General features: G+C 73.8%; 19 protein-coding genes. 13 read left to right on the plus strand and 6 right to left on the minus strand.

What is annotated here, in order from left to right; translation table 11 throughout:
- Positions 1–122 precede the first annotated feature (122 nt).
- The 4 genes from uvrB (at position 123) to ACFY3U_RS06160 (ending at position 4,467) form a co-directional block, all read left to right on the plus strand.
- Positions 123–2,234 carry an excinuclease ABC subunit UvrB gene (uvrB, locus tag ACFY3U_RS06145; protein ID WP_387195660.1) on the plus strand — a complete coding sequence of 704 codons (2,112 nt, stop codon included), beginning with the start codon at positions 123–125 and terminating at the stop codon, positions 2,232–2,234.
- A 4-nt stretch (positions 2,235–2,238) separates the two neighbouring features.
- Positions 2,239–3,054: a helix-turn-helix domain-containing protein gene (locus ACFY3U_RS06150; protein WP_387195663.1), complete on the plus strand. Its 816-nt coding sequence runs from the start codon at positions 2,239–2,241 to the stop codon at positions 3,052–3,054.
- 24 nt (positions 3,055–3,078) lie between these two features.
- Positions 3,079–3,441, plus strand: a complete 363-nt coding sequence (locus ACFY3U_RS06155) for a VOC family protein (protein WP_387195666.1) — start codon at positions 3,079–3,081, stop codon at positions 3,439–3,441.
- 114 nt (positions 3,442–3,555) lie between these two features.
- Positions 3,556–4,467: a Scr1 family TA system antitoxin-like transcriptional regulator gene (locus ACFY3U_RS06160; protein ID WP_387195669.1), complete on the plus strand. Its 912-nt coding sequence runs from the start codon at positions 3,556–3,558 to the stop codon at positions 4,465–4,467.
- A gap of 145 nt (positions 4,468–4,612) precedes the next feature.
- Here the strand turns inward: ACFY3U_RS06160 and ACFY3U_RS06165 are convergent, their stop codons facing one another.
- Entirely contained in the window at positions 4,613–4,906 is a 294-nt protein-coding gene (locus tag ACFY3U_RS06165; protein WP_387195672.1) for an antibiotic biosynthesis monooxygenase family protein, read from the minus strand.
- Positions 4,907–5,012: 106 nt separating this feature from the next.
- On the opposite strand from ACFY3U_RS06165, the gene pnuC reads away from it, so the two are divergent.
- From pnuC to ACFY3U_RS06180, 3 genes are all read left to right on the plus strand, one after another.
- The gene (gene pnuC, locus ACFY3U_RS06170) at positions 5,013–5,669 is read left to right on the plus strand and encodes a nicotinamide riboside transporter PnuC (RefSeq protein ID WP_387195675.1); all 657 of its coding nucleotides are present in this window, start codon (positions 5,013–5,015) and stop codon (positions 5,667–5,669) included.
- Between the two features lie 104 nt (positions 5,670–5,773).
- A complete protein-coding gene (locus tag ACFY3U_RS06175; RefSeq protein WP_387195679.1) occupies positions 5,774–6,808 on the plus strand; it encodes an AAA family ATPase in 1,035 nt (344 codons plus the stop codon).
- A gap of 422 nt (positions 6,809–7,230) precedes the next feature.
- Positions 7,231–8,229, plus strand: coding sequence for a TerC family protein (locus tag ACFY3U_RS06180; protein WP_387195682.1), 999 nt, complete (start codon positions 7,231–7,233; stop codon positions 8,227–8,229).
- Between the two features lie 59 nt (positions 8,230–8,288).
- On the opposite strand, the gene ACFY3U_RS06185 is transcribed toward ACFY3U_RS06180, so the two are convergent.
- A complete protein-coding gene (locus ACFY3U_RS06185) occupies positions 8,289–9,200 on the minus strand; it encodes an NlpC/P60 family protein (RefSeq protein WP_387195685.1) in 912 nt (303 codons plus the stop codon).
- 58 nt (positions 9,201–9,258) lie between these two features.
- Complete coding sequence (locus tag ACFY3U_RS06190; protein ID WP_387195688.1) at positions 9,259–10,356, minus strand: mandelate racemase/muconate lactonizing enzyme family protein; 1,098 nt, start codon at positions 10,354–10,356, stop codon at positions 9,259–9,261.
- A 44-nt stretch (positions 10,357–10,400) separates the two neighbouring features.
- On the opposite strand from ACFY3U_RS06190, the gene ACFY3U_RS06195 reads away from it, so the two are divergent.
- On the plus strand, positions 10,401–11,198 hold the full coding sequence (locus tag ACFY3U_RS06195; RefSeq protein WP_387195691.1) for a tyrosine-protein phosphatase: 798 nt from the start codon (positions 10,401–10,403) through the stop codon (positions 11,196–11,198).
- Between the two features lie 21 nt (positions 11,199–11,219).
- Here ACFY3U_RS06195 and ACFY3U_RS06200 read toward each other — a convergent pair whose 3' ends face one another.
- Both ACFY3U_RS06200 and typA read right to left on the minus strand, forming a co-directional pair.
- A complete protein-coding gene (locus ACFY3U_RS06200) occupies positions 11,220–12,086 on the minus strand; it encodes a serine hydrolase (protein ID WP_387195694.1) in 867 nt (288 codons plus the stop codon).
- A gap of 67 nt (positions 12,087–12,153) precedes the next feature.
- Positions 12,154–14,022: a translational GTPase TypA gene (gene typA / locus ACFY3U_RS06205; protein ID WP_387195697.1), complete on the minus strand. Its 1,869-nt coding sequence runs from the start codon at positions 14,020–14,022 to the stop codon at positions 12,154–12,156.
- Positions 14,023–14,157: 135 nt separating this feature from the next.
- Here typA and ACFY3U_RS06210 point away from each other — a divergent pair, with 135 nt between their 5' ends.
- Complete coding sequence (locus tag ACFY3U_RS06210; protein WP_387195700.1) at positions 14,158–15,516, plus strand: DedA family protein; 1,359 nt, start codon at positions 14,158–14,160, stop codon at positions 15,514–15,516.
- A gap of 99 nt (positions 15,517–15,615) precedes the next feature.
- On the plus strand, positions 15,616–16,482 hold the full coding sequence (locus ACFY3U_RS06215) for a transglycosylase SLT domain-containing protein (RefSeq protein WP_387195703.1): 867 nt from the start codon (positions 15,616–15,618) through the stop codon (positions 16,480–16,482).
- A gap of 43 nt (positions 16,483–16,525) precedes the next feature.
- Here the strand turns inward: ACFY3U_RS06215 and ACFY3U_RS06220 are convergent, their stop codons facing one another.
- Complete coding sequence (locus ACFY3U_RS06220) at positions 16,526–18,646, minus strand: MMPL family transporter (protein WP_387195706.1); 2,121 nt, start codon at positions 18,644–18,646, stop codon at positions 16,526–16,528.
- Positions 18,647–18,823: 177 nt separating this feature from the next.
- On the opposite strand from ACFY3U_RS06220, the gene ACFY3U_RS06225 reads away from it, so the two are divergent.
- The 3 genes from ACFY3U_RS06225 to ACFY3U_RS06235 all read left to right on the plus strand — a co-directional run bounded on the left by ACFY3U_RS06225 (position 18,824) and on the right by ACFY3U_RS06235 (position 21,515).
- On the plus strand, positions 18,824–19,339 hold the full coding sequence (locus tag ACFY3U_RS06225) for a MarR family winged helix-turn-helix transcriptional regulator (protein WP_387195989.1): 516 nt from the start codon (positions 18,824–18,826) through the stop codon (positions 19,337–19,339).
- Positions 19,340–19,536: 197 nt separating this feature from the next.
- Positions 19,537–20,112, plus strand: a complete 576-nt coding sequence (locus tag ACFY3U_RS06230) for an ArsR/SmtB family transcription factor (RefSeq protein WP_387195709.1) — start codon at positions 19,537–19,539, stop codon at positions 20,110–20,112.
- On the plus strand, positions 20,109–21,515 hold the full coding sequence (locus tag ACFY3U_RS06235) for an MFS transporter (RefSeq protein WP_387195712.1): 1,407 nt from the start codon (positions 20,109–20,111) through the stop codon (positions 21,513–21,515). Before ACFY3U_RS06230 ends, ACFY3U_RS06235 begins: the two co-directional genes overlap by 4 nt.
- Positions 21,516–21,549: the final 34 nt, after the last annotated feature.

Below are 21,549 nucleotides of genomic sequence, written 5' to 3' on the forward strand. Positions count from 1 at the left end.
GAGCGGCCTACGGGGTACAGGCTAGCGCCCTGAGAAGTGGGCCACAATGGGAATATCGAAGCCGGTCAGGGACCCACGGTGACGGCGCCGGAGTGTCGGACCCCGGGCGTACCGTTGTGGTCATGGCGCTCGACATTTCCCGGCTGGACGGCCGCTTCCAGGTCGTCAGCGAGTTTCAACCCGCCGGCGACCAGCCGGCCGCCATCGACGACCTGGAGCGCCGGGTGCGGCGTGGCGACCGCAACACCGTGCTGCTGGGCGCGACCGGCACCGGCAAGAGCGCCACCACCGCGTGGCTGGTCGAGCGGTTGCAGCGGCCCACCCTGGTGCTCGCCCCGAACAAGACGCTCTGCGCCCAGTTGGCCAAGGAGTTCAGCGAGCTGCTCCCGCACAACGCGGTGGAGTACTTCGTCTCCTACTACGACTACTACCAGCCCGAGGCGTACATTCCGCAGACCGACACCTACATCGAGAAGGACTCCTCGGTCAACGAGGAGGTCGAGCGGTTGCGGCACAAGGCCACCATGTCGCTGCTCACCCGGCGGGACGTGGTGGTGGTGGCGACCGTCTCGGCGATCTACGGCCTGGGCACCCCCGAGGAGTACCTCGACCGCGCGGTCCGGATCCGGGTCGGCCAGGAGATCGAGCGTGACAAGCTGCTGCGCCGGCTGGTCGACGTGCAGTACACCCGCAACGACATGGCCTTCAACCGGGGCACCTTCCGGGTCCGCGGCGACACGCTGGAGATCATCCCGGCGTACGAGGAGCTCGCGCTGCGGATCGAGTTCTTCGGCGACGAGGTGGAGAAGCTCTACTACCTCAACCCGCTCACCGGTGACGTGGTCCGCGAGGTCGACCACCTGTTGATCTTCCCGGCCACCCACTACGCCGCCGGCCCGGAGCGGATGGAGCGGGCGATCCGCGACATCGAGGCCGAGCTGGCCGAGCGGCTGGCCGAGCTGGAGCGGCAGGGCAAGCTGCTGGAGGCGCAGCGGCTGCGGATGCGCACCACGTACGACATCGAGATGATGCGCCAGGTGGGCTTCTGCTCCGGCATCGAGAACTACTCCATGCACATGGACGGCCGGTTGCCCGGCAGCCCGCCGCACTGCCTGCTCGACTACTTCCCCGACGACTTCCTCACCGTGATCGACGAGTCGCACCAGACGGTCTCCCAGATCGGCGGCATGTACGAGGGCGACGCGTCCCGCAAGCGGATGCTGATCGACCACGGCTTCCGGCTGCCCAGCGCCGCCGACAACCGGCCGCTGCGGTTCGACGAGTTCCTGGAGCGGGTCGGTCAGCTGGTCTACCTGTCGGCCACCCCCGGCTCCTGGGAGCTGGAGCAGTCCCAGGGCGAGTTCGTCGAGCAGGTGATCCGCCCGACCGGCCTGATCGACCCGGAGGTCGTGGTCAAGCCCACCAAGGGGCAGATCGACGACCTGATGCACGAGATCCGGCTGCGCACCGAGCGCGACGAGCGGGTGCTGGTCACCACGCTGACCAAGAAGATGGCCGAGGACCTCTCCGACTACCTGCTGGAGAACGGCATCCGGGTGCGGTACCTGCACTCCGAGGTCGACACCCTGCGCCGGGTGGAGCTGCTGCGTGAGCTGCGCAAGGGCGACTACGACGTGCTCGTCGGCATCAACCTGCTCCGGGAGGGCCTCGACCTGCCCGAGGTGTCGCTGGTGGCGATCCTGGACGCCGACAAGGAGGGCTTCCTGCGCAGCGGCCGGTCGCTGATCCAGACCATCGGCCGGGCCGCCCGTAACGTCTCCGGCCAGGTCCACATGTACGCCGACAAGATCACCCCGTCGATGGCAAACGCCATCGACGAGACCAACCGCCGGCGGGACAAGCAGATCGCGCACAACGAGGCCAACGGGATCAGCCCCGAGCCGCTGCGCAAGAAGATCCACGACATCCTGGACGACATCTACCGCGAGGCCGAGGACACCGAGAACAGCCAGGTCGGCGGCGCGGCCCGGCAGTTGTCCCGCGGCAAGGCGCCGGTCAAGGAGACCCGCAGTCGCGGCCGGGCGGCGGGCGCCGCCGTCCCGTCCCGGGAGGGCATGGCCCGGTCCGACCTGGCCCAGCTCATCCAGGAGCTGAACGACCAGATGCTGGCCGCCGCCCGCGAGCTGCAGTTCGAGCTGGCCGCCCGGATCCGGGACGAGGTGGCGGATCTGAAGAAGGAGCTGCGCGGAATGGACGCCGCCGGGGTGCGGTGACGGGATGGGGGAGTTGGGCGTCGTCACCGGCCGGCCCGAGGCTCGGCTGCTGCCGTACGTCGACCGGTACGTCGGCTACCGCGAGCGGGTCGAGCCGCCGGGGGTGCGCCGGGAGACGGCCGGCGCCTTCGTGGTGCTGATCCTCGGCTGGGGCGCCCCGCTGGACGTGATCGATCCGCGCTGCGCCCAGCGCGGCGCCACCGGGACGGATTCCTTCGTGGCCGGCACGTTCGACGGATACTGCACCACCCGCACGGCCGGCGTGGGCACCGGGGCGCAGGTCGTGCTCACCCCGCCGGCGGCCCGGCGGATCCTCGGCCTGCCCCTGGTGGAGGTGGCCAACCGGGCGGTGGCGGTGGAGCAGCTGCCCGACCGGTGGCTCGACCGGCTCCGCTGCCGGCTGGCCGAGGCGCCGCACTGGGCGGCGCGGTTCCGGCTGCTCGACGCCGCGCTGCTCGGGCGGCTCGCGGCCACCGAGCCGGTCGATCCCCGGCTCGGCCGGGCCTGGCGCCGGCTGTCCGCCGGCGACGGGCAGGTGGGGGTGGGCGAGCTGGCCGCCGAGCTGGGCTGGAGCCGGCGACACCTGGCCACCGTGTTCCGCCGCGAGTTCGGGCTGACCCCGAAGACCACCGGCCGGCTGCTGCGGTTCGCGCGGGCCCACGCGGCGCTGACCGCGGCCGGCGGGGTGGCGCCGCACGGCGCCGAGCTGGCCGCCCGCTGCGGCTACTACGACCAGTCCCACCTGATCCGGGACTTCCGCGAGTTCGCGGGGGAGACGCCGGCGGCCCTGCTCAGGTCACATTCGTCCAATCCGGGGTGACCCCCGGGCGGGCAGGATGACGGCATGCGAACCTTCTATCCGGTCTTCCGGTACTCAGACGCCCGGTCCGCCATCGAGTGGCTCTGCGCCGCGTTCGGCCTGTCGGTCAACGTGGTGCACGACGCCCCGGACGGCTCGGTGGCGCACGCCCAACTCACTCTCGACGACGGCATGATCATGGTGGGGGAGGGGGTCCGGCCCCGACTGGCTGACGACGACGGGACGGTCTACGTCGCCCTGGCCGACGTCGACGGGCACTGCGCCCAGGCCCGCGCCGCCGGCGCCGAGATCGTCCGGGAGCCGTACGACACCGACTACGGCTCCCGCGAGTACGCCGCCCGCGACCTGGCCGGCAACGTCTGGTCGTTCGGCACCTACCGCCCCTGACCCGAATCCCCGGTGACCCGGTGCCACGGGGGCACCGGGTCTCCCCGTCGCAGTCCGCATGCAAAGTATTGCCCTGGGTGACTGTCCTGCGTACCCTCCGTCTGGGAGGCCGGGATGCCGTTGTCATCAAGTCCTGTCGTTCGACGTGCCCGACTCGGTGCCGAGCTGCGCAAGCTGCGCCGGCGGGAGGTGCTCACGCTGGAACAGGTGTGCGGCCGGCTCGGCTGGGCGTCCACGTCCAAGCTGTCCCGCATCGAGCTCGGCCAGAGCCGGCCCGACCTGGCCGACGTGCTGGACCTGCTCGACGTCTACGCCGTCGCGTCACCGCAGCGGGACGCGCTGATCGTGATCGCCCGGGACGCCGCGACCGGGCGCGGCTGGTGGAAGGCGCTCGGCGAGATGAGCGAGCGCCAGCGCACGTACGCGGAGCTGGAGGCCGGCGCGGCGACCATCGTGGAGTTCCAGCCGACGGTCGTGCCCGGGCTGCTGCAGACCCCCGGGTACGCCCGGCTACGGATCGCCGCCGGTCGCCAGCTGCATCCCGAGCTGGACGCGGAGGCCGACCTGCGGGCCCGACTGAGTCGGCAGGAGGTGCTGCACCGGCCGGATCCGCCGCACTACGTCGGGCTGCTCGACGAGCGGGCCTGCGACCCGGCCGGCGATCCGGTCGACGTCTGGCAGGAGCAGGTGGCCCACCTGGTGGCACTGGCCGAGCTGCCGCACGTGACGCTGAGGCTGGTGCCGCGTACGGCGGTGCCGCGCGGCGGGCTGCTCCCGTTGACCCCGTATTCCTGCTACGCGTTCCCCGACCCGGCCGATCCGCACACGGTGATGCTGGAGGCGCTCACCACCGACGTGCGGCTGGTGTCCGACGTCGACGTCGCCCGGTACGAGCGGATGACCGCCTGGCTGACCGCGGTCGCGTTGACCGCCGCCCAGACGGTGGAGCTGCTCGGCCGCAGCGCCGCCGCGGCGGCGGACGGCCCGGTCGAGGAGGCGGTCAAGGAGGACGAGGACGGCGGCTGAGCCCGGCCGCCCGATCACCCGCCGCCGGCCCACGGGGGCCGGGCGGAGCGACCGGACCCGGCACCCCCGAACGCGCCGGGGCCGGTGCGCCGCGCGTGCGCGCACGCTACCCCCGGGGTACGACAGGAAGCCGGAACGCGACCGGTCAGGCCGGTACGTCGGTGAAGTGCTCGACCCGCGGCGGCCCGGCGAAGTGCGGCCCGATCAGGGCGCGCCACCGGCCGAACGCCTCGGTGGCCCGGAAGTTCTGGTCGTGCGCCTCCACCGAGTCCCACTCGACCAGCAGCACGAACCGGGTCGGGGTCTCGATGCCCCGGGTCATCCGGACCGACCGGCAGCCCTGCACCGCGGTGATGATGGAGTGCGCCTGCGCGTAGGCGGCGGCGAACTCGTCCTCGTGTCCGGGCAGTACGTCGATGAGCGCGACCTCAAGCACCATTCCGGAAGCCTCCCACGTCCACCGCCGCGGCCGCTGCCCGAGGGGGGCTGTTCTCCCGTCCGGGCCCGCCCTAGGGTGATCGGTCGGATCGCGGGGAGGGGTGCGGATGGTGCCGGACTGGTTGACCAGCACGGTGTTCAGCGTCGGCGGGGTGGGCACGACCTGGGCGGAGCTGCTCGGGTTCGCCACCGGCGTGCTGAACGTCTGGCTCGTCGCGCGGCAGCACATCGTGAACTGGCCGGTCGGGATCGCCAACGTGCTGCTGCTGATGCTGCTGTTCCAGGCCGCCGGCCTGTACGCCGACGCCGGCCTGCAGGTCGTCTACGTCGTGCTCGGCCTCTACGGCTGGTACCACTGGCTGTTCGGTGGCGAGCGACGTGGCCGGCTGACGGTCACCCGTACCGGGGGCCGGGAGTGGGCCGGGATCGCGGTCGCCGGCGTGCTGCTCACCGCCGGGCTGTGGGCGCTGCTGGACCGCGCCACCGACTCCACCGTGCCGCTGGCCGACGCGCTCACCACCGCGCTGTCGCTGCTGGCCACGTACGGGCAGACCCGCAAGCTGGTGGAGAGCTGGTGGCTGTGGATCGTGGCCGACCTGATCTACATCCCGCTCTACGCGTACAAGGGGCTCTGGCTGACCGGCGGCCTGTACCTGGTCTTCCTGGGGCTCTGTGTGGCGGGCCTGCGGGCCTGGCGGGCGGACCTGCGGCGAGCCGCGCCGGCCACGCTGGTGCCGCCCGGTCCCGCGCCGGCGGCCGCGTGAGCGGGCCGCCCGGCGGTGGGACCGGATCGGGTGGCGGCGGAGGCGACAGCGGGCCGCGCGGTGCGGCCGGTCCGCGGCGCCCGGAGTTCCGGCACGGCCTGGTGGTGGGCAAGTTCTATCCGCCGCACGCGGGGCACCACGCCCTGATCGAGGCCGCGGCGGCCCGCTGTGCCGAAGTGACCGTGGTGGTCGCCCCGTCTCGCCGGGAGTCCGTCCCGCTGCCGCTACGCCTGGACTGGTTGCGCGAGGCGCACCAGCACACCCCGTGGGTCCGGTTCGTCGGCCGGTACGACGACCATCCGGTCGACTACGCCGACCCGGGCGCGTGGGACGCGCACTGCGCGGTGTTCCGCGCCGCGCTCGACGGTCGGCGGGTGGACGCCGTCTTCAGCTCCGAGGCGTACGGCCCGGAGCTGGCCCGCCGGTTCGACGCCGTACCGGTGGAGGCGGACCTTCGGCGCGACGCGGTGCCGGTCTCCGGCACCCGGGTGCGGGCCGACCCGGCCGGGCACTGGCGGTGGCTGACGCCGGCGGTGCGGGCCTGGTTCGTGCGCCGGGTGGTGGTGGTCGGCGCCGAGTCGACCGGTACCACCACGATGGCCCGCGCGCTGGCCGCGCACTACGCGACCGCCTGGGTGCCCGAGTACGGCCGGGAGCTGACCGCCCGCAAGCTGGCGCGGCTGCGGACCGACCGGCCGGCGGCGACGGTCTTCGACGTGACCTGGGAGCGGGACGACTTCGTCGAGGTGGCCCGCGCCCAGCAGGCGGCCGAGGACGCGGCGGCCCGGCGCAGCGGCCCGCTGCTGATCTGCGACACGGACGCCCGGGCCACCGCGGTGTGGGAGGAGCGCTATCTGGGGTCCGCCTCGGCGGCCGTCCGGGCGGCGGCCCGGCGGCCGGCGCTGTACCTGCTCACCGACCACGTCGGGGTGCCGTTCGAGGACGACGGGTTGCGCGACGGCGCGCACCTGCGGGCCTGGATGACCAACCGGTTCCGGGCCGAGCTGGCCGGCTGCGGGGTGCCGGTGGTCGAGCTCGGCGGCCCGCACCCGCAGCGGTTGGCGCGCGCGGTCGAGGCCTGCGACGCGCTGCTGGCCGCCGGCTGGTCCCTGGCCGCCCCGCTGCTGCCACCGCCCTGACCCGTCCCACCCGGTGCCGTTCCCGCCCCCGGCGACGGCGGCCCCGCACCCGGCAACGCGGGCGGTCCGCGGGCTCGGCGGCCACACCTAGCCTCCTAGGACGCCGTACGCGACGTGACCACGCCCGCATTCCCGGCGACGACTGAACGTGACGCTGCAGGCAATCCGGGCCCCTGAAGGTGCGCCCGTGGCCTCCGATGGTGAAGAATGGCCAACGGAGGGGAGTATTCCCCCGTGACGGAGTCGTCAGCACGGTCGACCGCCAACCCTCGGCACCCGACCCGGCTCCATCGGTCAGCGGCCCACCCCGGGGTCGCTGGCGGAAGAGACCTCCGACAGTCACCACAGTTCGCGTCGCCACCCGCCCCGTCGTCACTCGGCGTACGGTGTGCCCGACGCAGCGTGCCTGCCGGAGGAATGGATTGAACGTGTCCGGAATGGTGTGGGCGGGAACGCTCGTCGCGATGACGGCGGTGCTCCTCGTCGATCTCTTCATCGTGGGCCGACGCCCCCACGAGCCCAGCGTCCGCGAGTCGAGCCTGTGGGTGGGCTTCTACGTCGGCCTCGCCCTGCTGTTCGGGGTGGTCCTGTGGCTCACCGCCGGCGGCGGCGTGGCCGGCCAGTTCTACACCGGCTGGCTCACCGAGTACAGCCTCTCGGTGGACAACCTCTTCGTCTTCGTGATCATCATGGCCCGCTTCGGGGTGCCCCGGCAGTACCAGCAGAAGGTGCTGCTCATCGGCATCGTGCTGGCGCTGGTCATGCGGGGCGGGTTCATCGCCGCGGGCGCGGCGTTGATCTCCCAGTTCTCCTGGGTCTTCTACATCTTCGGCGCCTTCCTGATCTACACCGCGGTGAACCTGGCCCGGCAGGGTGAGCCGGAGGAGGACGAGTTCAAGGAGAACGTGCTGATCCGGTGGAGCCGCAAGGCGCTGCCGATCTCCCGGGACTACGACGGCGCGAAGCTGACCACCCGGCAGACCGGCCGGCGGCTGTTCACCCCGATGCTGATCGTGATGATCGCGATCGGCACCACCGACCTGATCTTCGCGTTGGACTCCATCCCGGCGATCTTCGGCATCACCCAGGAGCCGTACCTGGTCTTCACCGCGAACGTCTTCGCGCTGATGGGCCTGCGGCAGCTGTACTTCCTGCTCGGGGGCCTGCTGGACCGGCTGATCTACCTCAGCTACGGGCTCGCCGTGGTGCTCGGCTTCATCGGCGTCAAGCTGGTGCTGGAGGCGCTGGCCGAGAACAATCTGCCGTTCATCAACGGCGGCGAGCACGTCGCCTGGGCGCCGCACATCCCGATCTGGTTGTCGCTGCTGGTCATCCTGGGCTGTCTCGCCGTGGCGACCGTGGCCAGCCTGGTGAAGTCGTCCCGGGACCGGCGGCGGGAGCTGGCCGAGGCCCGCCGCTGACCCGTGCCCGGCCGGTGCCGGGGGCGCCTCCCGAGCTCGGGGGCGCCCCCGCCGCCGTCTCAGACCCGGTGGGTGGCGACCAGGGTGGCGGCACGGTCGGCGGGCAGCGGCTCGTCCACCACCCGGCGTTGGCGGTAGCAGGCGTGCAGCAGCCGCCGGTCCGCGCCGGGCTCGCCGGCGACCAGGCCGACGTGGTGGATGTGCCGCCCGGGCCGGGCGAAGAAGTAAAGGTCGCCGGGGCGTTCCTCGCCCGCCGGCAGCGGGGTGGTGGCGCCGGCCTGGTCGTCGGCGTTGCGCGGCAGGGTGACCCCGAACCGGCGCCAGGCCAGGTGGACCAGGCCGGAGCAGTCGATGCCGTGGCTGGAGACGCCGCCCCAGATGTAGACCGCGTCCCGCAGCCGCTCGGCGACCGCCAGCACCTCGCGGGCGGTGGGGGGCCGCTCGGGCAGCGGTACGACGTCCGCGGCGGCCACTCGGAGCGGATCGGGATGCCCGGGCACCTGGACCGGCCACCAGCCGTCGACGGCCGGCCCGGCCGGGGTGAGCCGGGTGCCGAGCACCACGCCGGGCAGCGCCACCCGGTCGCCCGAGGCGGCGCGCAGCGCGGTGACGGTGGCGTCGACGACCAGCGGCCCCTCGGCCGGGGGTGCGTCGGCGGTGAGCTGGCTGGTGGGCAACCAGCCCGGATATCCGCGCGGGTCGAGCGTCACCGCGGGCTGTTCGACGGCCACCACGTGCGCCCAGCCGTCGGGCCGTACCCGGGTCACCAGCACCCGCTCGCCGAGCAGCAGCTGGGTGAGCACGCAGTCGCCGACCTGCTGGTCGGCGTCCAGGCCCGTGATCCAGGCCGGAATGTCGGTGAGCTGCGGGGCGAGCGCCGGGCGGTCGACCGGCCTGACCGCCTCGGGGGTGCTCCACAGCGTCGCCACGGCGACCCCGACCCGCGCCTCACGGCCCGCTCGCAACTCCACGCCGACCTCCGGTTCGCGTTGGCGACTACCGCGACCCTATGAAAGAAAAGTCCGGCACTCAACCGAGACGATGAACCTTTCTTTCGCTCACCGCCTCGACGCCGAGCCCGGGCGCGTCCGGCAGCAGCACCGTGGGGCCGTCGTACCGGATCCCGCCGTGCAGCGGCGACCAGGCCAGCCACCAGGCGGCGTCCAGGTCGCTGATCGCGGTGGTCGGGTGGGCGGCGACCAGGCTGGCGGCGGCCCCCACGCCGATCCCACTCTCCATCATCGACCCGACGACCGTGCCCATGCCGTGCTCCCGGGCCAGCTCCAGCAGGGTGCGGGCGGCCAGCAGGCCGCCGCACTTGGCCAGCTTCACGTTGACCATGTCGGCCGCCCGGCGCCGGATCACCTCCACCAGGTCGCGGACGCCGAAGACCGACTCGTCGGCGAGGATCGGCACGCCCACCCGGTCGCTGACCCAGGCCATCCCGTCCAGGTCCCAGCGCGCCACCGGCTGCTCGACCAGCTCCACGTCGAGGCCGGCGTCCTCGATGCCGCGGATCACCCGGACCGCCTCCCGCGGGGTCCAGCCCTGGTTGGCGTCCAGGCGGATGCCCACCGCGGGGCCGACCGCGGTGCGTACCGCGCGCACCCGGTCCAGGTCGCCGGCCGGGTCGGCGCCGACCTTGAGCTTCAACATCCGGAAGCCGTCGGCGTGCCGCTGCCGCGCCGCCGACGCCAGCTCCACCGCGTCACCCGCGGCGAGCGTGACGTCCGTCGGGACGCGCAGCGTGCTCCCGCCGAGCAACCGCACCAGGGGTACGCCCAACCGCCGCGCCGCCAGGTCGTGCAGGGCGACGTCCACCGCGGCCCGGGCGGAGGCATTGCCGGCGACCGCCTCCCGCACCTGGGTGCACCGGGCCACCAGGTCGTCGGCGTCCCGGCCGGCGATCGCCGGGGCGAGCACGTCCCGGACGCACGACTCGGCGCCGGCCACCGAGGAGCCGGTCACCTGCCACACCTGGGGCGCCTCGCCGAAGCCGGATCGCCCGTCGGCGTCGATGATCTCGACCACCAGGGTCTCCACCGTGGTGGTGCGGCGCAGCGCGGTGACGAACGGCGTGTGCAGCGGCGCGGAGAGCCGGTGGGTGCGTACCGCGGCGATCGTCATGTGGGGCACCCTATACGGCAGGACGAGCCGGAGGGGGACGGGCGATGACCGCGCGGGACTGGGAGCTGGAGGGTGCGCCGAACGCCCGGGATCTGGGTGGCCTGCCGGCCGCGGACGGGCGGCGGGTGGTGGCCGGCCGGCTGATCCGGACCCCGGCGCTGGGCCGGCTGACCGACGCCGACCTGCCGGTGCTGGGCAAGCTGGCCCCGGCCTGCGTGGTGGACCTGCGCGACTCCTCGGAGCAGGAGGTCGCCCCGGCGGACCGGCTGGTGGGCGAGCCGCGGGTGGTGCACCTGCCCGTCCACGACCCGGCCCACCCGGTCTTCACGTACGTCTCGGCGGTGCTGCTCGGCCACGACCTGGCCGCGTACGACGAGCTGGCGGCCCAGGGGACGCCGGCGGCGATGGCGGCGATCTACCGCTGGTTCGTGACCGGCGCCTCGGCGCGGGACGGATTCGGCGCGGCGCTGCGGCTGGCCGCCGAGCCGGGCAACCTGCCGCTGCTGTTCCACTGCTCGGCCGGCAAGGACCGGACGGGCTGGCTGGCCGTGGTGCTGCTGACCGCGCTGGGCGTGGACGACGCGGCCATCCGGGCCGACTACCTGCGGCACAACGAGCTGACCGTGAGCCTGCGCCGGGTGCTGCTGGACGCGATGGCCCGCCGGCACCCCACCCTCGACCCGGAGACCGTGCGCCCGGTGCTGGAGGTGCGGGCGGCGTACCTGGACGCGGCGTACGACGAGGTCCACCGGGTGCACGGCTCGTTCGACCGGTACCTGGCCGACGGGCTGGGCGTCACCGACGCGCTGCGCGAGCGGCTGCGGGACAACCTGCTGGAGTGAGCCGCCCGGCCGGTGGTGGGATCAGTCGGACAGGTCGTGCCGGGCCGCCCAGACCGCCGCCGACACGTTCGCGATCAGGCGGCAGGCGTCGTCCTCGATCTCCTCGCCGGAGGCGCCCCCGTCGGCCAGGTCGGTGGTCGTGCACACCACGATCACGTACGGCGGGGCGTCGGCGGGCAGGACCACCCCGGCGCCGTGCCGCACCCCGCGCACCCAGCCGTTCTTGTGCGCGATCCGGGTGCCGTCGGGCAGCCCGGCGGCCAGGTCCTCGCGGTGCTCCTGGGCCAGCAGCACGTCCCGCATGGCCGCGCAGCCGGCGGGCGAGGCCAGCGGGCCGGGCCGGTCGGCGCCCGCCACCAGCCCGCCGAGCAGGGCGGCCAGGTCGGCGGCGGTGACCAGGTTGGTGACGCCGGCCTCCCGGGCGGCGAAGTCCTCGATGCCGCGCCCGGTGACGCTGTGCCGGGCGCCGGCGAGGTCCCACGCCCGGGCGACCGCGGGCAGGCCGACCCGGTCGATCACGATGTTGGTGGCCAGGTTGCTGGACCGGGTGATCATGCGGTCGGCGAGCCAGCGCGGCGACGCCTCGCCGCCGAGCCGCTGCCAGACCGCCTCGTCGTTGTCGTAGTCGCGGGCGTTGGCGAAGCGCGGCGCGCCCGGCAGCGCCGAGTCGAACTCGTTGACCACCGGGACCGGCGCGTCCAGGTCGAGGGTGTCCGCCTCGGCGGCCCGCCAGAGCGCGAGCAGCACCGCGACCTTCATCGTGCTGGCCGCGTAGTGGGTGGCGTCGGGCAGTCGGGTCCAGGTCGGGGCGGCGTCGAGCCGGCCCACGTACGCGGACACGGTGCCGGGCGCCCGGTCCAGGTGCGCGTCGAGTGCGTCCCAGGTCATCCGGTGACGGTAGCAACGCGCAAGCCCCGGACCGCGGTGGCGGTCCGGGGCTTCGGGCGCGGTGGGGTCAGCCGGCGTGCTTGCGGCGGGCCGCGGCCCGGCCGCGCTGCTGCTGGTCGAGCACCACCTTGCGGATGCGCACCGCGGTCGGGGTGACCTCGACGCACTCGTCCTCGCGGCAGAACTCCAGCGCCTGCTCCAGGGAGAGCTTGCGCGGCGGGATCAGCTTCTCGGTCTCGTCGGAGGTCGAGGCCCGCATGTTGGTGAGCTTCTTCTCCTTGGTGATGTTGACGTCCATGTCGTCGGAGCGGGAGTTCTCCCCGACGATCATGCCCTCGTACACCTCGGTGGTCGGCTCGACGAAGAGCTGGCCGCGCTCCTGCAGGTTGATCATCGCGAACGAGGTGACCGCGCCGGCCCGGTCGGCGACCAGGGAGCCGTTCTGCCGGGTGCGCAGCTCACCGAACCACGGCTCGTACGACTCGAAGACGTGGTGCAGGATGCCGGTGCCGCGGGTGTCGGTGAGGAACTCGGTGCGGAAGCCGATCAGGCCGCGCGCCGGGACCAGCCACTCCATCCGGATCCAGCCGGTGCCGTGGTTGACCAGCTGCTCCATCCGGCCCTTGCGGGTCGCGAGGAGCTGGGTGATCGCGCCCAGGTACTCCTCCGGGGAGTCGATGGTCAGCCGCTCGACCGGCTCGCAGGTCTTGCCGTCGATCTCCCTGGTGACCACCTGCGGCTTGCCGACGGTCAGCTCGTACGACTCGCGGCGCATCTGCTCGACCAGGATGGCCAGGGCCAGCTCGCCACGGCCCTGCACCTCCCACGCGTCCGGGCGCTCGGTGGGCAGCACCCGCAGCGACACGTTGCCGATCAGCTCCTTGTCGAGCCGGTCCTTGACCATCCGGGCGGTGACCTTCGAGCCCTTGACCCGGCCGACCAGCGGCGAGGTGTTGGTGCCGATGGTCATCGAGATGGCCGGCTCGTCGACGGTGATCAGCGGCAGCGCGACCGGGTTCTCCGCGTCGGCGAGGGTCTCACCGATCATGATGTCCGAGATGCCGGCGACCGCGATGATGTCGCCCGGCCCGGCCGACTCGGCCGGCTTGCGCTCCAGGCCCTCGGTCATCAGCATCTCGGAGATGCGGACCCGCTGGGTGCTGCCGTCGGTGCGGCACCAGGTGACCGTCTGGCCCTTGGCGATGGTGCCCTGCCGGACCCGGCACAGCGCCAGCCGGCCGAGGAACGGCGAGGCGTCCAGGTTGGTGACGTGCGCCTGCAGCGGCGCGCCCTCGTCGTACGCGGGGGCGGGGATGGTGTCCAGCAGGGTGCGGAACAGCGGCTCCAGCGAGGTGCTGTCGTCCGGCACCGAACCGTTGGCGGGCTGGGTCAACGAGGCGATGCCGTCGCGGGCGCAGGCGTAGACGATCGGGAAGTCGATCTGCTCCTCGTCGGCGTCCAGGTCGAGGAAGAGCTCGTAGGTGTCGTCCACGACCTCCTTGATCCGGGCGTCCGGGCGGTCCACCTTGTTGATCACCAGGATGATCGGCATCCGGGCGCGCAGCGCCTTGCGGAGCACGAACCGGGTCTGCGGCAGCGGGCCCTCGCTGGCGTCGACCAGCAGGACCACGCCGTCGACCATGGTGAGGCCGCGCTCGACCTCGCCGCCGAAGTCGGCGTGGCCGGGGGTGTCGATGATGTTGATCGTCACCGGGTCGGAGCCGTCCGCCGGCAGGTACCGCACGCCGGTGTTCTTGGCCAGGATGGTGATGCCCTTTTCCCGCTCAAGATCCCCGGAGTCCATGACCCGCTCGGTGTTCTCGCCGCGGGCGCCGTAGGCGCCGGCCTGCCGCAACATGGCGTCGACCAGGGTCGTCTTGCCGTGGTCGACGTGGGCGATGATGGCGACGTTGCGGAGGTCGGTGCGAAGCTGCATACCCTCCATACTCCTGTCTACGGTTGCCGGGACGCGCGTCGGGGTTGCCCCCGACCGGGCCCGGATCTGTGCCGAAACTGCTGTCCCGACCGTTCCTGCTGCTGGCATGCTGGCCCCCGTGCTGCTGGGGACCGGATGCCCGACCTGCTGATGTCGCTGCAGGGCCTGCCGACCCTGCTGATCTACCTGGTCGCCGCGACGATCGTCGCGGGCGAGACCGCGGTGATCTTCGGTCTGCTGGTGCCGGGAGAGGCGACCCTGCTGCTGGTCGGGTTCCTAGCGTACGCGGGCACGCTGCGGCTCGTACCGGCGCTGTTGGTGCTGACCACGGCCGCCGTGATCGGGGACACACTCGCCTTCCGCTCCGGCCGCCGGTACGGCCCCCGGCTGCGCGCGTCCGGCCTGGGCAACCGGGTCGGCCCGGCCCGACTGGCCCGCGCCGACGCGATGCTCGCCCGGCTGGGCGGTCGCGGGGTGTTCGTCGCCCGGTTCGTGGCCTTCGCCCGCACCCTGGTGCCCCGGCTGGCCGGGGCGGGCGGCATGCCGTACCGGCGGTTCGCGCCGTGGAACCTGGCCGGGGTGGTCGGCCAGGTCGGCGGGTCGATCCTGCTCGGCCGGCTGGCCGGCGAGTCGTACGAGACGGTCTCCCGGCTGCTCGGTCGGGCCACCGGGGCGGTGGCGGTGCTGCTGGCGGTGCTGGTGGGCATCGTCCTGGCCGGCCGGTGGCTCGGCCGCAACCCCGACCCGGTGCGGGCGTTGCTGTCCCGGGCGGCCGGCCTGCCGCCGGTCCGCGTGGTCGCCCGGCGGTACGGGACCCTCTTCACCACGGTCGCCGAACGGGTCGGGCCGGGCTGGGCGCTGCTGGGCAACCTTGTCGCCGGGTTGGCGCTGCTGTTCGCGCTGGGCTTCGGGGTGGCCCGGCTGTTCGCCGTGGTGGTGCGCTGGAGCGGGCTGGGCCGGGTGGACGGGGCGATCGCCGGGTGGTTCGCGCAGCGCCGTACCCCCGGCGCGGTGGACGCCGCGCTGCTGACCGTCTCGGTGCTGCGGGGCTCGTTCCTGATCCTGGCGGTGGCGCTGGCGGCCGGAGTGCTGGCCTGGCGGACCCGGCCGTGGCGGACCGACCTGCTCAGCGTCCTGGGCACCGCCGGGGCGTTCCTGCCGCTGGTGATCCTGGCCCTGGTCGCCGAGGCGACGACGCCGCCCGGCCCGGGGGTCTTCCCGCCGACTCAGACCACGGTGGTGGCGGCGAGCCTGTGCACGCTGGCCTGGCTGGTGTCCCGGGACGCCCGGTGGCCGGCGGCGGTGGCGGCCTGGACGGCGGCGGCCGGCGGCACCGTGCTGTGCGGCGGCGCCCGCCTCTACCTCGGCTTGAGCACGGCCAGCGCCACCGCGACCGCGGTGCTGCTCGGGGTGGCCTGGACGGTGGTGCTCGTGGTGGCCTGGGCGACCCGCGACCGGGCGGTACGGGCCGACGCGGCGGCCGCTCGGCGCTGACGGAGCGAGGGTGGCCCGGCGAGCGCGACCGGTTCGCGGGGCGGCGCGGTCGGCCGGTGCCCTGTTACGGTGCCGGAACGATCGACGGGGGAGGATCGAATGGGCCGACGCGCGCGTCGCTGGGCGGGGCCGGCGCTGACCGCGCTGGTGCTGGTGGTCACGGTGGGCTGCGGTGGCCAGCCGGCGCCGCCGGTCGAGCTGGCGGCTCCCGACGCGGCGGCCACCGAGGCGCCCGAGCCGCCGCCGACCACGGCGGCCGTCGACCCGGCCGGCGCGCCGTCCGCCCGGGCGTCGCTTGGCGCCGCGCCGCGACCCAGCGCCAAGCCGACGCCGTCCCGGACCCGGCGGCCGGACGCCCCGCGGCCACCGGTGCGGGAGCTGACCGAGACGGGCGCCCCGCCGGCCCCGCCCGCGCCGGCGGCGAACACCTGCCCGCCCAGTTACCGGGGCAGGGCGGTGAGTCGGGCGCAGGCGAAGGCGGCGCTGACCGAGGCGGCGTCGCGGACGTACTGGCCGGTCTCCGCGCCGGAGATCAAGATCCCGCTCGCCCTGGTCAAGGCCGTCGCGTGGCAGGAGAGCGGGTGGCAGTCCAACATCGTGGCGTGCGACGGCGGGATCGGGCTGATGCAGATCCAGCCGGAGACCGCGGCCTGGATGAACCAGCGCTTCGAGCAGGACTACGACGTGTCCGACCACCGCGACAACGCCTATCTCGGCGGCACCTACCTGGCCTGGCTGACCAAGAAGATCGGCGACACCCACTTCCGCTCGGACTACCGGCTGGACGCGTCGAGATGCACCGGGGCGGCGAACTCCTGCCTGCTGAACGCGGTGATCGCGGCGTACAACTTCGGGATCGGCGCGGTGATCCCGCAGGAGGAGAAGGGCCCGGTCGTCATCCCCAACGCCGGCTACGTGGACAACGTCCGGACGTTGATGCGTACCTGCGCCTGTCTGGGCTTCTGACCCGGTGAGGGGCCGCGGCGTGGTCGCCGCGGCCCCTCACCGGTCAGTCCCGGGCGGGCACCGCGTCGTGGTCGGCCTCGGCCGGCTCGGTGCGGGTGATCCGGCCGGGCCACCAGAAGCGGTCGCCGAGCAGGAAGGCCAGCGCCGGCACCAGCACCGTGCGGACCAGCAGCGTGTCCAGCAGCACACCGATGCAGACGATGATGCCGATCTGGGTCAGCGTGATCAGCGGCAGCACGCCGAGCACCGCGAAGACCGCGGCGAGCAGGATGCCGGCGCTGGTGATCACTCCGCCGGTCACCCGCAGCGCGGAGAGCATGCCGTCCCGGGTGCCGGTACGGCGGGCGTCCTCCCGGGCCCGGGTGACCAGGAAGATGTTGTAGTCCACCCCGAGGGCCACCAGGAACACGAACGCCAGCAGCAGCACCCCGGAGTCCAACGCCGGGAAGTCGAGCACGTGGTCGAAGAGCAACCACGCCGCGCCCAGGCTGGCGAAGAACGAGGCGATGACGGTCAGCACCAGCAGCAGCGGGGCGAGCAGCCCGCGCAGCAGCAGCACCAGCACCGCGCCCACCAGCAGCAGGATGATCGGCAGGATCAGCCGCTGGTCCTGGCCGTTGGCCTCGTCGGTGTCGTACGTGGCGGCCACCGTGCCGCCCACCAGCGCGCCGCCGGGTGCCTCCGCGCCCGCGACGGCCGGCGGGGCCGACCCGGGTACGGCGGCGACGGCGCTGCGCAGCGCCTCGACGGCCCGGTCGGAGGCGGTGGTGCCCGGCTCCGCCTTGAACACGACGTCGACCTGGGCGACCTGCGCTCCCGCGGCGCCCGGCTGGGCGGAGGCGACGCCCTCCACGGCGGTGGCCGCGTCGGTGACGGCCTTGACCGCCGACGGGTTGGTCAGCACCGCGACCGGTTGGGTGGTGCCGGCCGGGAAGGCCCGGGCCAGGGTCTGCGCGCCCGCCACCGCCTCCGGCTTCACCCGGAACTGCTCGGTCTCGGACAGGCCGGTGCGGATGCCCAGCCCGCCGAGCGCGAGGGCGGCCAGCAGCAGCGTCGCGAGGATCGCGACCGGCGCCGGGCGGCGCACCACGGCGGCGCCGAGCCGGCCCCAGAGCCGGCCCTCCCGGGCGGTGTCGCCGACCCGGGGCACGAACGGCCAGAACAGCCCCCGGCCGAAGATCACCAGGGCGGCCGGCAGCACGAACAGCGCGGAGAGCATGGCGAAGACCACGCCGGTGGCGCAGGCCACCGCGAGCGCCCGGTTCGTCTCCTGCTCGGACAGCAGCAGGGTGAGCACGCCCAGGACGACGGTGATGCCGCTGGCCAGGATCGGCTCGGCGGTGCGGCGCAGGGCGGCGCGCATCGCCGCGAAGCGGTCCTGCTCGCGGTGCAGCTCCTCGCGGTAGCGGGCGATGAGCAGCAGGGCGTAGTCGGTGGCGGCGCCGAAGACCAGCACGCTGGCGATGCCGGTGACCGCGCCCTCCTCGAGGTTGATGCCGAACGCCGGGACGATCGTGTCCACCGCCCGCAGGGTGAGCTGCTCGGTGGCGGCCACCACGACCAGCGGCACGATCCACAGGAACGGGCTGCGGTAGGTGATCAGCAGCAGCAGCGCGACGACACCGGCGGTGACCAGCAGCAGGGTGGTGTCGGCACCTTCGAAGACCTTGGTGAGGTCGGCGGTGAAGGCCGGCCCGCCGGTCACCTCCACGGTCAGCTCGTCCGGTACGCCGTCCAGGGCGCCGCGGATCTGGTCGACGGTGTCGGCGAGCTGCTCCTGGCTCCCGGCGGTGGACAGCGGCACGGCCACCAGCGCGACGGTGCCGTCCGGGGAGACCTGCGGCGGGCTGACCTGCCCGCCCACCGCGAACCGGCCCAGCTGGGTCGAGGCGCCGGTCAGCGCCGCCCGGTCGGCCTCGGTGAGCGGGGCACGGTCGTCCCGGCTGAGCACCACGATGGCGGGCTGGACGTCGCTCGACGGCAGCTGCTCCTGGAGCCGCTCGACCTGGGTCGACTGCCACTGCACGGACAGGCCGGTGGACGACACGGGCGCGGGGTTGTCGGGGCGGGGTAGCCCGAAGACGGCCGCGCCGACGAGGATCGCGGCGACCACGGTGAGCCACGCGGCCAGCCGGCCGCGCGCTACGCGGGTGAACACAGACATCGGATGCCCTCACGGTCCTTCGACGGTAAAATCTCGACTGGCGAGAGTTTCGCCCATCAAGAGTAACCCGGCAACTCGACACCCGAGTATCTCGACGAGCGAGATTGTTTCCCGGGTTCTATGCTGCAAGCCGGCCGTCCGGACAGGGGGAAACGACCAGACGTGGCAGCGCACGGCATGTATCGGCGGCCGGCGGACCGGCGCGGGCAGATGATCGCGGAGATCACCAACGAGCTGCGGCTCTACTCCACGGAAGCCCAGCACGTCGGCCACGCCTTCGCCGGGCAGCACGGGCTCAACGCCACCGACCTGCAGGCGCTGATCGCGGTGATGGACGCCGAGCTGGCCGAGGACCCGATCACGCCGGGCCGGCTCGGGGAGTGGCTCAACCTGTCCTCCGGCTCGGTGACCGCGCTGATCGACCGGCTGGAGCGGGCCGGGCATATCCGCCGGGACCGGGACACCGTCGATCGGCGGAAGGTCCTGCTGCACTACGCCGACCAGGGCGCCGCCCTGGCGATGGACTTCTTCGGCCCGCTGGGCCGCCGTACCGACCAGGCGATGTCCGGCTTCACCGACGAGGAGCTGGCAGTGGTCCACCGGTTCATGCGGGCCATGGTCGCGTCGATGGGGGAGCACCGGGAGGCGATCCGGGCCGCGCGACCCGAGCCGCTCCGGCGTACCGGCGACTGATTCCGTAACCGCCCCGGCCGCCTGCCGGTCGGCAACGACCCTCCGCCGAGGCGAGGTCGGCCCGGCCGAGGAGCACGCCTGGTGGGAGACCGTCCACGCGCACCCCTGCAGTCGCTCGTTCACCCGTGACGCCACTCGCAACACTTCTTCCGCAACAAATCTTGCGGAAGAAGTGTTGCGCATGCCACCCTCGATGGATGGAGACGCCACAGGTACGTCAGATCACCGACTCGCGGGTGCTCGCCGCCATGTCCCATCCGCTGCGCCGACGCCTGATGGACGTGCTCAAGGTGGACGGCCCGTCGACCGTGGGCATGCTGGCCGACCGCACCGGGCAGGCGCCCGCCAACGTCAGCCACCACCTCAGGGTGCTCGCCGCCGCCGACCTGGTGGTCGAGGCGCCCGAGCTGGCGCGGGACCGGCGGGAGCGGTGGTGGCGGCTGGTCACCCGCGGCGTCCGCTGGTCCAACACCGACTTCGACGCCGACCCCGCCGAGCGGGCCGTCGCGGACGCCGCCACCTCGCTGAACCTCGACCGGCACGTCGCGCTGGCCCGGGCCTGGCACGCCGCGGACGAGTCCGCGCAGGCGGCCTGGGGCGACGGTCCGTTCTCCACCGACCGGTGGTTGCGCCTCACCCCCGAGGAGCTGACCGAGCTGGGCCGGGAGCTGATCGACCTGCTGGCCCGGTGGGGCGATCGCGAGGTGCCCGACGACGGGCGCGACCGGCAGCCGGTCTTCCTGTTCGCCTACGGCGTTCCGGCCCAGCCGTGACACCGGGCCGGCGCACCGCGCCGCCGCCCGACCTGCCCGCCGGGTCGCCGTCCGCCGGGTCGCCGCCTGCCGGGTCGATGGCCGCCGGGTCGACGACGGGCCGTACCACCGGGATTCCGGCCGACCGTGCCGGCGGGCCGGCGCCGGACCATTCCGCCGCGTCGCCGGCCGACGAGGCGGCCCGGCGGCGCGACTTCCGACTGCTCTGGACGGCCCAGACGGTCAGCGCGGTGGGCAGCAACGTCACCACCGTGGCGCTGCCCCTGGTGGCCGTGGCCGTCCTGCACGCGGGGACCTTCCAGACCGCCGTGCTGACCGCCGCGGCCTGGCTGCCCTGGCTGCTCATCGGGCTGCCGGCGGGCGCCTGGGTCGACCGGCTGCCGCGCCGGCCGGTGATGGTGGTCTGCGACCTCGTCGCCGCGCTGCTGTTCCTCAGCATCCCGGTGGCCGCCGTGCTCGGCGTGCTCACCATCGGCCAGCTGCTGGTCGTGGCGCTCGGCGCCGGGGTGGCCCGGGTGTTCTTCGAGACGGCCGACCAGGTCTACCTGCCGGTGCTGCTGCGGCCCACGCAGGTGCCCCGGGCGAACGCCCGGCTGCAGGCCACGCTGACCGCCAGCTACGTGGTCGGGCCGGGGCTCGCCGGCCTGATCGCCCAGCTCGCCGGCGCGGTGGTGGCCCTGCTGGTCGACGCGGTCAGCTTCCTGGTGTCCGCCTGCCTCCTGCTGCGGATCCGCACCCGCGAATCGCGGTCCGCCCGGCGGGACGGGTCGGGATCGCTGCGCCGGGAGATCGCCGACGGCCTACGCTTCGTCGTCCGCGACCCGTACCTGCGGGTGCTCACCGCCTTCGGGGCGGCCTGCAACGTCGGGCTGACCGGCTACCAGGCCGTGCTGGTGGTGTTCCTCGTGCGCGAGGTCGAGCTGGCGCCCGGGACGGTCGGCCTGCTGGTCGCCGCCATGAGCGTCGGCGGGGTGGTCGGGGCGGCGCTCGCCGCCGCCGCGGGTCGGCGGTTCGGCACCGGCCGGACGATCCTGCTGGCCGGCGCGCTCACCGGGCCGCCCGCGCTGCTCATCCCGCTGGCCGGGGGCGGGGCCGGGCTGGTCTGGCCGGTGCTCGGTGGGGTGCTGGTGAGCCTCGGCGTGGCGGTCGGCAACGTGGCCAAGGCCAGTTTCCGGCAGACGTACACGCCGCACCACCTGCTCGGCCGGGTCACCGTGAGCGGGCACCTGCTCAACTACGGCACCATCCCGCTGGCGGCGCTGCTGGCCGGGGCCATCGGCGCCGGGTACGGGCCGCAGCGGGCCATCCTGGTGATGACCGGCTGGCTGGCGCTGACCCCGCTGATCCTGCTGATCGGCCCGATCCGGCGACGCCGGGACCTGCCGACCGCGGTCGGGGCGTGACACGCGCGGCGGCGGCGGTCGGGAACGACCGCCG

Origin of the sequence: Micromonospora sp. NPDC000089 (assembly GCF_042899365.1) — a bacterium.
Classification (GTDB): Bacteria; Actinomycetota; Actinomycetes; order Mycobacteriales; family Micromonosporaceae; genus Micromonospora.

What these genes read in the sequence shown, in the direction of transcription:
- ACFY3U_RS06165 (WP_387195672.1), bottom strand. Translation starts at nt 4,906, where the DNA reads ATGGTGCTTGAGGTCGCGCTCATCGACGTACTGCCCGGACACGAGGAC.
- ACFY3U_RS06220 (WP_387195706.1), bottom strand. Translation starts at nt 18,646, where the DNA reads ATGTCTGTGTTCACCCGCGTAGCGCGCGGCCGGCTGGCCGCGTGGCTC.
- ACFY3U_RS06225 (WP_387195989.1), top strand. Translation starts at nt 18,824, where the DNA reads ATGTATCGGCGGCCGGCGGACCGGCGCGGGCAGATGATCGCGGAGATC.
- ACFY3U_RS06150 (WP_387195663.1), top strand. Translation starts at nt 2,239, where the DNA reads ATGGGGGAGTTGGGCGTCGTCACCGGCCGGCCCGAGGCTCGGCTGCTG.
- ACFY3U_RS06190 (WP_387195688.1), bottom strand. Translation starts at nt 10,356, where the DNA reads ATGACGATCGCCGCGGTACGCACCCACCGGCTCTCCGCGCCGCTGCAC.
- pnuC (WP_387195675.1), top strand. Translation starts at nt 5,013, where the DNA reads ATGGTGCCGGACTGGTTGACCAGCACGGTGTTCAGCGTCGGCGGGGTG.
- ACFY3U_RS06195 (WP_387195691.1), top strand. Translation starts at nt 10,401, where the DNA reads ATGACCGCGCGGGACTGGGAGCTGGAGGGTGCGCCGAACGCCCGGGAT.
- ACFY3U_RS06160 (WP_387195669.1), top strand. Translation starts at nt 3,556, where the DNA reads ATGCCGTTGTCATCAAGTCCTGTCGTTCGACGTGCCCGACTCGGTGCC.
- uvrB (WP_387195660.1), top strand. Translation starts at nt 123, where the DNA reads ATGGCGCTCGACATTTCCCGGCTGGACGGCCGCTTCCAGGTCGTCAGC.
- ACFY3U_RS06200 (WP_387195694.1), bottom strand. Translation starts at nt 12,086, where the DNA reads ATGACCTGGGACGCACTCGACGCGCACCTGGACCGGGCGCCCGGCACC.
- ACFY3U_RS06230 (WP_387195709.1), top strand. Translation starts at nt 19,537, where the DNA reads ATGGAGACGCCACAGGTACGTCAGATCACCGACTCGCGGGTGCTCGCC.
- ACFY3U_RS06210 (WP_387195700.1), top strand. Translation starts at nt 14,158, where the DNA reads ATGCCCGACCTGCTGATGTCGCTGCAGGGCCTGCCGACCCTGCTGATC.
- typA (WP_387195697.1), bottom strand. Translation starts at nt 14,022, where the DNA reads ATGCAGCTTCGCACCGACCTCCGCAACGTCGCCATCATCGCCCACGTC.
- ACFY3U_RS06215 (WP_387195703.1), top strand. Translation starts at nt 15,616, where the DNA reads ATGGGCCGACGCGCGCGTCGCTGGGCGGGGCCGGCGCTGACCGCGCTG.
- ACFY3U_RS06155 (WP_387195666.1), top strand. Translation starts at nt 3,079, where the DNA reads ATGCGAACCTTCTATCCGGTCTTCCGGTACTCAGACGCCCGGTCCGCC.